Source organism: Streptomyces antibioticus (genome assembly GCF_002019855.1).
In the GTDB taxonomy this organism is placed as follows: Bacteria; Actinomycetota; Actinomycetes; order Streptomycetales; family Streptomycetaceae; genus Streptomyces; species Streptomyces antibioticus_B.
This window is the reverse complement of the sequence record NZ_CM007717.1, coordinates 1,952,992-1,964,524: the sequence shown is the minus strand read 5'-3', so window position 1 is coordinate 1,964,524 and position 11,533 is coordinate 1,952,992. Positions and strand designations below refer to the sequence as shown.

The window sequence follows — 11,533 nt, the reverse complement described above, 5'->3', positions numbered from 1 at the left end:
GCGCGACCTTCGCACGGAACGGGGCCAGGGAGACATCGGCCACACCAAGGGTTCCGGCAGTCATTTGGTTCGGGGTGATTTATGGTGACTCAAGGAGTATGCCCCTACCGGAGGTGCAATGATGCGCGCCGCGGCAGCGATCGTCTCTCTGGCTGTCGGTGTGGCGCTCATCGTCGCGACATCGGCGTGCGACCAGAACGGCTCGAAGTCGTCGAACGCCCACTACGGCGACTGCCCCGTCTCGGGACAGTACGGCGAGTTCCATCTGACGCCCGAGACGGCGGGCGCGCTCACGGTCAAGACGACGCTGCCCGCGCCCGGCTGGTGGAACGGCGACACCGCGGACACCGTCAAGAGCGGCTACGAGTACTGCATGGCCGCCAACATCGCCTACCGCTCCGGACTCGACCGGGTGAAGGTCCTGAACGCCCCCTTCCCGCAGGTCGTGTCCGGCCGCACCTCGGACTTCGACCTGGCCCTGGCGCAGATCACCATCACCCCGGAACGGAGCAAGGTCGCCGACTTCTCCCCGCCCTACCTCTCCTCGACCCTCGGCGTGCTGATCAGGGACGGCGAGAAGATCGACCAGAACAACATCCGGGACGTCCGCATCGGCGTGGCCGAGGGCACCACGGGCGAGGAGTTCGTCAAGGACCGCATCAAGCCGACCCGGCCCGTCACCGCCTTCGCCAACGACCCCGAGATGATCACCGCGCTGGAGGACGGCCGGATCGACGCGGTCGTCCACGACACGACCATCCTGCTCGCGTACCCCCAGAAGCAGGAGAGCCGGGTGAGCCTGGTGGGCCAGTACCGGACCGACCAGGGCTACGGCGCCCTGTACCCGAAGGGGTCGCCCGACCGGGACGAACTGGACCGGATCATCCGGCAGCTCATCGACGACGGGACGCTCGCCAAGCTGTCGGCCGTCTACCTCGGCGCCGCCTTCGGCCGGGACCCGGCCAAGATCCCGTACTTCACGGTGGACGACAACTCCTGAGCGTGTCCCGAGGGCTCCCGCCGCGGTTCACAGGTCCGCAAGGAGCAGTCCGCTCAGATCTCCCGCCGCGCCCGCGTCGAGCGCCTGCTCCGCCCAGATGATCTTGCCCCGGTCGGTGTACCGGGTGCCCCACCGGCGGGACAACTGCGCGACGAGGAACAGACCGCGGCCCCCCTCGTCGGTGGAGGCCGCGCGGCGCAGATGCGGGGAGGTGCTGGTGCCGTCGGCGACCTCGCAGATCAGGCTGTCGCGGTCGCGCAGCAGCCGCAGACCGATCGGGCTCGCCCCGTACCGGATGGCGTTCGTGACCAGTTCGCTGAGGATCAGCTCGGTGGTGAACGCGGCCTCGCCGAGCCCCCACGCCTCCAGCCTGCGGGTGGCCTCGGCGCGGATCCGGGGGACGGCCGCCGGATCGTCGGGCACCTCCCACTCCGCGACCTGGTCCGGGTCGAGCAGCCGGGTGCGCGCGACGAGCAGCGCGACGTCGTCGCCCGACCCGGCGCGCAGCATCGCGTCGAGCACCGTCCGGCAGGTGTCGTCCAGGTCGTCGTCGTACGTCTCGGCGAGCACCTCCCGCAGCATGCCGAGCCCGACGTCGATGTCCCGCCCCCGGGCCTCCACCAGGCCGTCGGTGTAGAGGACCAGCCGGCTGCCGGCGGCGAGCCGCAGGTCGGCCGTCTCGACCGGCAGCCCGCCGCCCACGCCGAGCGGCGGCGCGACGGGGATCTCGGGGAAGGTCACGGCGCCGTCGGGCGTGACCAGCGCCGGACCGGGATGACCGGCCCGGGCCAGCACACACCGCCCGGAGACCGGGTCGTAGACCGCGTACAGACAGGTGGCACCGCTGACGGCCTCGGTGTTGCCCTCGGCCGCCGCGTCCTGGTCGATCCGGGCGACCAGATCGTCCAGGTGCGCCAGCAGCTCGTCCGGGGGCAGGTCCAGGGCGGCGAAGTTGTGCACCGCGGTCCGCAGCCGGCCCATCGTCGCGGCCGCGTGCAGACCGTGCCCGACGACATCACCGACCACCAGCGCCACCCGGGCCCCCGGCAGCGGGATGACGTCGTACCAGTCGCCGCCCACCCCCGCCTGGGCGGGCAGATACCGGTGCCCGACCTCCAGGGCGGACAGCTCCGGGAACGTGCCGGGCAGCAGGCTGCGCTGGAGGGTGACGGCCGTGGTGTGCTCGCGGGTGTAGCGGCGCGCGTTGTCGATGCACACGGCCGCCCGGGTGGCGAGTTCCTCGGCGGGGGACAGGTCGTCCGCCTCGAAGGGCTCCTGCTCCGACCGCCAGAACTCCACGATCCCCAGCAACTGGCCCCGCGCCTGGAGCGGCACCGAGATCATGGAGTGGATGCCGTACTCGACGACCCGCCGGGCCCGCTCCGGGTCCTGGGCCTGCCAGCCGTCGGCGACGGAGAGGTCCGCCACCAGCACCGGCCGGCCGGTGGTCATCCCGGTGGCCACCGGGTTGCCGGGCACGTACCGCAGCAGCGTCCCGACGGGGTTGAGGGGCGCGTCGCCGAGGATGCCCGCGGACGCGACACGGCGCATCTCCGTGCTCGCCCCCGTCGGCTCACCCCCGTGCAGCACGGGCTCCACCAGCTCGACGGTGGCGAAGTCGGCGAACCGCGGGACCGCCACCTCGGTCAGCTCCTCGGCGGTGCGCCGGATGTCGAGGGTGGTGCCGATCCGGGTGCTGGCCTCGTAGAGCAGTTGCAGACGCCCGCCCGCCACGTCCGCCCGGCCGGCGAGGGCGCGCAGCTCGGTGGTGTCCCGCAGGGTGGCCACGCTGCCGCCCTTGTGACCCACCGGCCGCACATTGACCGCGAGCAGGGTGTCCCCGGCCAGGAAGACCTTGTCCGTGGCCGCCCGGCCCGACCCGAGCAGCGCGGCCAGGGCCGGGTTCAGCCCGAGCCCGGTGACCGGCTTGCCCTCGGTCTCGGCCGGCAGGGCGAGCAGCCGGCGCGCCTCGTCGTTGACGAGCAGCAGCCTGCCGTCGGCGTCCAGGATGATCACGCCTTCGCGGACGGCGTGCAGCACCGCGTCGTTGTGCTCGTACATCCGGGTCATCTCGACCGGGCCCAGGCCCCGCGTCTGCCGCCGCAGCCGTCCGCTGACCAGCGCCGATCCGCCCGCGGCCAGCAGCAGCGCGACACCGCCGGCCGCGAAGATCACCGGCAGTTGGTGCTGCACCACGCTGGTCACCTTGTCCACCGTGACGCCCACGGTGACGAGGCCGACCGCGTCGCCCTTCTCGTCGAAGACGGCCACCGTCGAGTCGACCGCCTTGCCCAGACTGCTGTCGAACGTGGTCTGGTGGGGCTCGCCCTCCAGCGCCTCACCGTAGGACGTGGAGACGTGCTTCCCGATCTGGTCCGGGTCCGGATGCGTCCAGCGGAAGCCGTACGGGCTCAGCGCCACGACGTAGTCGACGCCCGTCTTCTTGCGCACCGCCTCGGCGTGCGGCTGGAGCGCCGCCGTCGGGTCGTCGCTCTGCATCGCCTCCGCCGTGCCCGGCGCGTTCGCGAACGACTCGGCCGCCACCAGGGACCGGTCGCCGGCCTCCTGGATCGCACGGCTGCGGTCCTGGATCACGAGCACCGTCACGGCCGTGGCGATGAGCAGCAGGACGACCACCAGTTGCAGCAGGAAGACCTGACCGGCGACGCTGCGCGGCCTGCGCCACGACAGCCGGCGTCGTCCGGCCGCGGGGTGACGGGCCGTCGGACCGGCGCCCGGCGGCCCGGCCGGCGGCGGTGCGCGGTCGTCCTGCCGGCTCACTGGGGCATATCGCCCGAGTCTGCCCATTTCCTCAGTATCGGTGACCTGCCCGAACGGCGCGGCTCAGAAGCGGCCGGACGGGCGGGGAGGGGGCAGGGACGGCCTCGGGGCGGGCTCGGGACGCCTCCCGGAACAACGAATCGCCGGTGAGTCATACGACTCACCGGCGATTCATGAAAGGATCGGGGACGATCTCGCGGATCTTCCCGCTGGTGTCCGAGGGGGGACTTGAACCCCCACGCCCGATAAAGGGCACTAGCACCTCAAGCTAGCGCGTCTGCCATTCCGCCACCCGGACAAGGTGTCTGTCGCGTGGGGTTTCCCCCGCGGCGACGTCGTAAACATTACCAGGCTTTCCGGGGTGCCCGATCACACCGACCGGCCCGGGCGCGGTCGGCGTGAACGGCGTGTGACGGGCGGGGACCGCTCTTGGGAAGGGGGACACGGCGGGGGAGGATGAGGGAAGACCCGGTCGCCGTGCGTCACGGCTCCGGGGGCCACCAGCAGTGACAGCGGGAGGAACAGCGTGAGCGCGACGGACACGGGCAGGAGCGTCACCGGTGAGGACGAGGTCGTGGACCTCTGCCGCGAGCTGATCCGGATCGACACCAGCAACTACGGCGACCACTCGGGCCCGGGCGAGCGCAAGGCGGCGGAGTGGGTCGCCGAGAAGCTCGCCGAGGTCGGGCTCGAACCCAAGATCTTCGAATCGCACCCGGGGCGCGCCTCCACCGTGGCCCGGATCGAGGGCGAGGACCCGTCCCGGCCCGCGCTGCTCATCCACGGCCATCTCGACGTCGTCCCGGCCAACGCCGACGACTGGACCCACCACCCCTTCTCGGGCGAGGTCACCGACGGCTGCGTGTGGGGGCGCGGGGCCGTCGACATGAAGGACATGGACGCGATGACCCTGGCGGTCGTCCGCGACCGGCTGCGCTCCGGGCGCAGGCCGCCCCGCGACATCGTCCTCGCCTTCCTCGCCGACGAGGAGGCCGGCGGCACCTACGGCGCCCGCCACCTGGTCGACCACCACCCCGACCTCTTCGAGGGCGTCACGGAGGCGATCAGCGAGGTCGGCGGATTCTCCTTCACGGTCAGCGAGGAGCGCAGGCTCTATCTGATCCAGACGGCCGAGAAGGGCATGCACTGGATGAAGCTGACCGTCGCCGGCACCGCCGGCCACGGTTCGATGATCCACCGGGACAACGCGATCACCGAACTGTCCGAGGCCGTCGCCCGCCTCGGCCGCCACACCTTCCCGGTGCGGGTCACCAAGACGACCCGGGCCTTCCTCGACGAGCTGGGCGACGCCCTCGGCACCGAGCTGGACCCGGAGGACATGCAGTCGACGCTCGCCCGGCTCGGCGGCATCGCCAAGCTGATCGGCGCCACCCTGAGCAACACCGCCAACCCCACCCAGCTCGGCGCCGGTTACAAGGTCAACGTCATCCCGGGCGAGGCCACCGCGCACGTCGACGGACGCTTCCTGCCGGGCCACGAGGAGGAGTTCCTCGCCGACCTCGACCGGATCCTCGGCCCGAAGGTGCGCCGCGAGGACGTGCACTCCGACAAGGCGCTGGAGACCTCCTTCGACGGGGCGCTCGTCGAGGCCATGCAGTCCTCGCTGCTCGCCGAGGACCCGACCGCCAAGGCGATCCCGTACATGCTCTCCGGCGGCACCGACGCCAAGTCCTTCGACGACCTCGGTATCCGCGGCTTCGGCTTCGCCCCGCTGAAGCTGCCCCCGGAGCTGGACTTCGCGGGCATGTTCCACGGGGTCGACGAGCGGGTGCCGGTGGACGGTCTGAAGTTCGGCGTCCGGGTCCTCGACCGGTTCATCGACGCGTCCTGAATTCGGGCGCCTGTACGGTCGTTACTGGGAAGAGTGAATGCGCCGATAAGCGCGTAGCCTCATTAATTCCTCCTCGTTACTGGTGTTGCGGTCGGCTGATGCGGACCGCTTTTGCCAACAAGGAGGAATAATGATCAAGAAGGTCGTCGCTGCTGCGGCTGCCACTGGTGGGCTGGTTCTCGCGGGCGCGGGCATGGCCGTCGCCGACGCCGGTGCCCAGGGTGCCGCGGTGCACTCCCCGGGCGTCCTGTCGGGCAACGTGATCCAGGTCCCGGTGCACGTCCCGGTGAACGTCTGCGGCAACACGATCTCGGTGATCGGGCTGCTGAACCCCGCCTTCGGCAACGCTTGCGTCAACAAGTGACGTCGACCCGTTAGAGGGGTCGTCCACACCGTCGGCCCCGGAGCGCTCCCCATGCGCTCCGGGGCCGACGGCTCTTTTCCGAAGGAATGGCCGAAAACTCGAACGGCTCGAACCGAACCAAGAGCTGTAATGATGCGGGGAATTCGGGCCGAGGACCAGAGGACCAGAAGGAAAGCAGGGATTCAGCAATGCGACACGTCACCCGCAAAAGGCTTATGACCGTGGCGGCGGCGACGGGGGTGATCGCCGCCGCGGGCGGCTACGCCCACGCCGACTCCGGGGCGAACGGCGCCGCCACGGACTCGCCCGGGGTGCTGTCCGGCAACTCGGTGCAGGCGCCGGTCAACGTCCCGGTCAACGCGTGCGGCAACACCATCGACGTCGTCGGGATCCTCAACCCGTCGTTCGGCAACTCCTGTGCCAACAAGGGCGGGGGAGGCTCGGGCGGCTACGGCGGCGATCAGAGGAGCCACGGCGGCCACAAGGGCCAGGGCCAGGGCCAGGGCAAGGGCCACGGTCAAGGCCAGCACAGCGGCAGCAGCAGCGGCAACCACGGCGGCCAGGGCGGGAACGGGGGCCGGGGCGGCAACGGCGGCCATGGCGGTCACGGCGGCTCCGGCGCGCAGGCCGGCGGACACACCGGCGGATCGCCCGGCGTGGGCTCCGGCAACAACGTCCAGGTGCCGATCGACGTGCCCGTCAACGTCTGCGGCAACAGCATCGACGTCGTCGGGATCCTCAACCCGACGTTCGGCAACGACTGCGCGAACGGCGACGTCCCCCGGGACCGTCACCCGGGCAAGCCGCCCGTCCGCGGCCACGAGAACCCCGGCCACCAGGCCCCCGGCCAGTCCAGCCCGACCGTGCCCGAGGGCGTCCCGGCCGCCCCGCAGCAGGTGACGCCCGCCCACACCGTGAGCCAGAACCGGACCGTCGCCGCCCCGCAACTCGCCGAGACCGGCAGCGAACTGCCCCTCGGCCTCGCCCTGCCGACCGGCGCGGGCGCGCTGCTCGCCGGCGCCCTGCTCTACCGCAAGGCGCGGCCCGCCGCGTGACCTCGCGCGACCGCGTGAACGACGGAGCGGGCCCCGCGTCGGCGGGGCCCGCTCCGTATGTGTCGATTCCGTATGTGTCGACTCGTCTCACCACGTGGCGCGCGCCTGGCGGATGATCCGCCGTCGCAGACGCACCCTGCGGCTGCCGTCACGCATCAGGCTGAGGCGGTGCAACTCCCAGTGTCCGTACTCGGCATGGTCGGTCAGCAGTCGTGTCGCCTCCTTGCGGGAGACCCCGCGCGGTACGTACACGTCGACAAATTCGTATTCCGGCATCGCATCTATTGTGCGGGCTGGGGCCCGGTACGGATAGCGTCTGCACTATGTCTGATGCTGCGCAGCCCACCGCTGCCGAGGTACGTGCCGCCGCCGAGGCGGTCAAGACCGCGCTCGACCGTCACCTGGCGGCGGTCGAACGCAGGACGGGGGAGGACGACCCGGGCGTCTACGAGGCGTTCAACGAGCTGGCCGCGGCCGCCGAGGTGTACGACGAGCTGCTCTACGACCGTTTCGACGAGGTCACGCCCTTCGAGATCCCCGGCACCGAGGACCTGCCGCCCTACGCGGGACCGGAGGAGCCGAACGCGGTGAGCGTGCTGCTGCGCCGGGACTACGCCGTCGCGGAGCCGCAGCGGCTGCTGGCCCAGGCCCAGCGGATCGAGGCGGCGGACGACGAGGGGGGCGCGGAGGTGGCCGGCACGGTGCACGGCGCCCTGGGCATCCTGTTCGGCGAGTTCGAGCCGGACGAGATCGCCTCCCGGCACAAGGAGTTCGGCCTGGAGGAGGGCGACTCCACGCTGTGGGTGCTGGCGGCCGACGAACCCGCCGACCCCGGCGAGTGGCTGGAGGCGCCCTTCGACCAGGCCGACCCGGAGCGGGTGATCTGCCGCTTCGACGTGAGCGCGGTCTTCGACGACGACCTCGACGACGAGGCGGACGACGGGGACGACACGGACGAGGCAGACGACGGGGACCTCGAAGCCGATCTGGACGAGCTGGAAGAGGACGAGGACCTGGAACCGCTGGACGCGGATCGCTGACGGGCACAGACAGAGGGCGGCGGCCGCCGGGGACGACACCCCCGGCGGCCGCCGCCGTTCCGTGTGGCGACCGCGCCGGTCTCTAGCCGGCCGGGGGCACCTGGGTGCGCAGCAGCAGCGGCAGCCGGGTCGTGCGCGGCTTCGCCGGGACCTCGGCGACCGCGCGCGGCAGGGCCTGGTCCACGCCGTGCACCACGGACAGATGCCGCTCGGCCCGGCCGAAGGCCGTGTAGACCCAGGGGCGGGACAGCGACTGCGCCGCGTCGCCGGGGAGCACCACGACCGCCGCGGGCCACCGGCCGCCCACCGCTTGGTGCGCGGTCAGCGCCCACCCGTGCCGCACGGACCGCTCCACCCGCTCCTTCGCCACGACGACGGGGCCGTCCGCGCAGGTCAGGTGCAGTCCCTCCGCGTCGGCGTCCACCACCCGGCCCGGCACCGAACGGCCCGGCGCGGGGGAGTGGACGACCAGGTCACCGGGGTCGAAGCCGCCGAATCGGCCCGGGCCGGGGTTGAGCCGCTCCTTGAGCGCGGCGTTCAGCGCGCGGGTGCCGGCGGCGCCGCCGTGCCCCGGAGTGATCACCACGGTCTCCCCGGGGGCGAAGCCGAAGGCGCGGGGCACCGAGTCGGCCACGAGCTGCACGGTCCGGTGCACCGCCTCGCCCGCGTCCCGCACCGGCACGATCACGATCTCCTTGCCGGGCGCCTCGACCTGGTTCAGCTCGCCGACGCCGATCCCGGACACCAGCTCGCCGAGCGGACCCGGGTCGGGGGTGCGCGAGGCGACCTGCGGGCACACCCGCGCCGCCAGCAGATCGGCGAAGACCCGGCCGGGACCGGCGGACCACAGCACCGCCGGGTCACCGCTCAGCACCAGCCGGGCGCCGTCCGGCAGCGACTCCGCGACCGTCGCGGCGGTCTCCACGTCGAGCAGCGGGGCGTCCGTCAGGACCAGCAGATCCAGGGCGAACGCGCCCTCCGCGTCCCGGCCGGGCCCCTCGGCGCCGGTGAGCAGGCCGGAGAGGGTGACCACGGCGCCCTCCGCCCCGGCGCCGTCCGCCCCGGCGCCGTCCGCATCGTCCGGCAGGAGCGCCGTGAACCGGTCCCGCCCGTCCGGTGTGTGACAGGCGGCCACCGCGCGCAGCCCCTGGGCGCGGGCCGCCGTGAGCAGGGCGGCCGGTTCCGCGCGGGCGGCCTCACCGCCGGTGTGCAGCACCAGTCCGTGCCCGGCGACGGCCCGGACCAGTTCGGCCGCGCTGCCGGACAGACCCTGCGGCTCCCACTCCGGGGAGACCTCCTTGGCGAGGGAGTTGACGATCCGGGCCAGCGCGTCGGCGAGGCTCTCCTCGGCGAGGGCGTACCGCTCCAGACCGACCAGGACCCGGACCGGACGGGACTCCTCGGCGTCCTCGTCCTCGTCCCCGCCTTCGGCGGCCTTGGTGGGAGCGCCGCCGGGCTCCTCCAGGGCGTCCTGGAAGGCGAGGACGTCACCCTCGGCCAGCGCGCTCTGCACGGCCGCGTCCGCGTCCGGCACGGCCTGCCGGCCGAGCGCGGCGGTCAGCGCGGGCAGCTCCAGTGCGGTGTGACCGGCCAGCGCGGCCTGCTCCAGCAGCCAGACGGTGACGGCCCGGCCGCGTCGTTCGTCGTCCGGGGCGCACTCGGGGCCCAGCAGCGCGCGGGCGAAGCCGTCGGCCTGCTCGGGCCGCACCCCGGTGACCCGCAGCAACTGCCAGGGGTCCTCCCGCAGCAGCTCCCCGGCACCCTCGCCGAGCGCCGCCGCGGCCTGCGACGCCAGGTTCTCCGGGGCGCCGCCGTCGGCCAGCACGCGGCGTACGGCGTCCACGGTGTCCGGGGCGGGCGCCGGGGGAGCGGTGGGCTCGGCGACCACCGGACGCGCGGGCCGTACGGGCTCGGGGGCGGGGCGGCGGGGGGCGGGCTCCGGGTCGGGGAAGGCGCTGGCCGGAGGCTTGGCGCCGCCCTCGACGGCCCGCACGGCGGCGAGCAGGTCGGCGGCCTTGCCGCTCAGCTTGGTGCCGGCGGCGATGGGCTCCGCCCGCTCGGCCTTGCGCCGCTCGATCCGCTCCCGCTCCCGCTTCTGCGCGGCCAACTCGGCCTGCGCCTCGGTGAGCTGGGCGGCGGCACTCCCACCGTCACCCGCACCGTCGGCGCCTTCCGCACCGGCGCCGTCCGCCATGTCGGCCGCTTCGCCTGCGCCGGGCTCCTCGGCGGCGGGCTCCGTCGCGGGCCCGCCCCCCTCACCGTCCGCCGCCCCCGGCCCGGTGCTCCCCGGCCCGGTGTTCTCCGTGGTCTCCGGCTCGGTGCTCACAGCGTGCTCCAGTCGTGATCGGGGTAGCGGTGCACGGGCGCCGACACGTCGTCCAGAGCCCGGCAGATCTCGTCAGGAAGACTAAGCGCCTCCACTGACAGTGCCGCCGCGAGCTGCTGCGCGTTGCGCGGGCCGATGACCGGCGCGGCCACCCCGGGCCGGTCGCGGACCCACGCGAGGGCGACCTGGAGCGGGGTAACGGCGAGGCCGTCCGCCGCGGTCGTCACGGCGTCCACGATCCGGGCGGCGGTGTCGTCGAGATACGGCTCGACGAAGGGCGAGAAGTGCTCGGACGCGCCGCGCGAGTCGGGCGGCAGCGCGTCGCCCCGGTACTTGCCGGTGAGCACGCCGCGGCCCAGTGGGGAGGAGGGCAGCAGCCCGATGCCCAGGTCCAGCGCGGCCGGCAGCACCTCGCGCTCGATGCCGCGCTGGAGCAGCGAGTACTCCATCTGGGTGCAGGCCAGCCGGGTCCGGGTGCCCGGCGCGGAGAGCTGCCAGGTGGCGGCCTTGGCGAGCTGCCAGCCGCAGAAGTTGGAGACCCCGGCGTACCGGGCGCGGCCGCTGGCGACAGCGATGTCCAGGGCCTGGAGCGTCTCCTCCAGCGGGGTGTCCGGGTCGAAGGCGTGGACGTGCCACAGGTCGACGTAGTCGGTGCCGAGGCGGGCGAGGGAGGCGTCGAGCGCGGCGAGCAGATGGCCCCGTGAGCCGTCGAAGCGGCGGTCCGGGTCGGGCACGCTGCCGGCCTTCGTGGAGACGATCAGGTCGCGCCGGGGCACCAGGCCGTCCATCAGCCGCCCGAGGAGGTACTCGGCGTCCCCGTCGCCGTACACGTCCGCCGTGTCGACCAGGGTGCCGCCGGCCTCCCAGAACGTCTTCATGAGGTCCGCGGCGTCGTGCTCGTCGGTGTCACGCCCCCAGGTCAGGGTGCCGAGCCCGATGCGGGACACACGCAGGCCGGTGCGGCCGAGATGCCTCTGCTCCATGGACGCCGAGATTACTGGCCAGAACTGGGCCGTGGGTTGCCTGTGGATAACCGAATTTCCCCGCGTCAGCCCCCCGATCCCGCACCTCCGACCGCGCGATGCTCACCACACCGGCCTCCCCGACCTCCCGGG

The 11,533-nt window shown here is 73.1% G+C and carries 9 protein-coding genes and 1 tRNA gene; 5 read left to right on the top strand and 5 right to left on the bottom strand.

What is annotated here, in order from left to right; all coding sequences use genetic code 11:
• The first annotated feature begins 121 nt into the window (after positions 1-121).
• A complete protein-coding gene (locus AFM16_RS08725) occupies positions 122-1,000 on the top strand; it encodes an ABC transporter substrate-binding protein (protein ID WP_245177665.1) in 879 nt (292 codons plus the stop codon).
• Between the two features lie 27 nt (positions 1,001-1,027).
• Here AFM16_RS08725 and AFM16_RS08720 read toward each other — a convergent pair whose 3' ends face one another.
• Positions 1,028-3,781: a SpoIIE family protein phosphatase gene (locus tag AFM16_RS08720; protein ID WP_030797375.1), complete on the bottom strand. Its 2,754-nt coding sequence runs from the start codon at positions 3,779-3,781 to the stop codon at positions 1,028-1,030.
• A 210-nt stretch (positions 3,782-3,991) separates the two neighbouring features.
• A tRNA-Leu gene (locus AFM16_RS08715) sits at positions 3,992-4,079 on the bottom strand.
• Between the two features lie 228 nt (positions 4,080-4,307).
• Here AFM16_RS08715 and AFM16_RS08710 point away from each other — a divergent pair.
• The 3 genes from AFM16_RS08710 (at position 4,308) to AFM16_RS40455 (ending at position 7,052) form a co-directional block, all read left to right on the top strand.
• Entirely contained in the window at positions 4,308-5,633 is a 1,326-nt protein-coding gene (locus tag AFM16_RS08710) for a M20/M25/M40 family metallo-hydrolase (protein WP_030797373.1), read from the top strand.
• A gap of 130 nt (positions 5,634-5,763) precedes the next feature.
• Positions 5,764-5,997 carry a chaplin ChpH gene (chpH, locus tag AFM16_RS08705; RefSeq protein WP_030797370.1) on the top strand — a complete coding sequence of 78 codons (234 nt, stop codon included), beginning with the start codon at positions 5,764-5,766 and terminating at the stop codon, positions 5,995-5,997.
• A gap of 188 nt (positions 5,998-6,185) precedes the next feature.
• Complete coding sequence (locus tag AFM16_RS40455; protein ID WP_030797367.1) at positions 6,186-7,052, top strand: chaplin; 867 nt, start codon at positions 6,186-6,188, stop codon at positions 7,050-7,052.
• A gap of 87 nt (positions 7,053-7,139) precedes the next feature.
• Here AFM16_RS40455 and AFM16_RS08695 read toward each other — a convergent pair whose 3' ends face one another.
• Positions 7,140-7,328 (bottom strand): DUF5703 family protein, encoded by a 189-nt coding sequence (locus AFM16_RS08695; protein WP_030381515.1) that lies wholly within the window; start codon positions 7,326-7,328, stop codon positions 7,140-7,142.
• A 47-nt stretch (positions 7,329-7,375) separates the two neighbouring features.
• Between AFM16_RS08695 and AFM16_RS08690 the strand changes: the two genes are divergently transcribed.
• Positions 7,376-8,092 (top strand): hypothetical protein, encoded by a 717-nt coding sequence (locus tag AFM16_RS08690; protein WP_030797364.1) that lies wholly within the window; start codon positions 7,376-7,378, stop codon positions 8,090-8,092.
• Between the two features lie 82 nt (positions 8,093-8,174).
• Here the strand turns inward: AFM16_RS08690 and AFM16_RS08685 are convergent, their stop codons facing one another.
• Together AFM16_RS08685 and AFM16_RS08680 are read right to left on the bottom strand one after the other, a co-directional pair.
• Positions 8,175-10,418: an ATP-dependent DNA helicase gene (locus AFM16_RS08685; protein ID WP_078632958.1), complete on the bottom strand. Its 2,244-nt coding sequence runs from the start codon at positions 10,416-10,418 to the stop codon at positions 8,175-8,177.
• On the bottom strand, positions 10,415-11,401 hold the full coding sequence (locus tag AFM16_RS08680) for an aldo/keto reductase (RefSeq protein ID WP_030795400.1): 987 nt from the start codon (positions 11,399-11,401) through the stop codon (positions 10,415-10,417). Before AFM16_RS08680 ends, AFM16_RS08685 begins: the two co-directional genes overlap by 4 nt.
• Positions 11,402-11,533 lie beyond the last annotated feature (132 nt).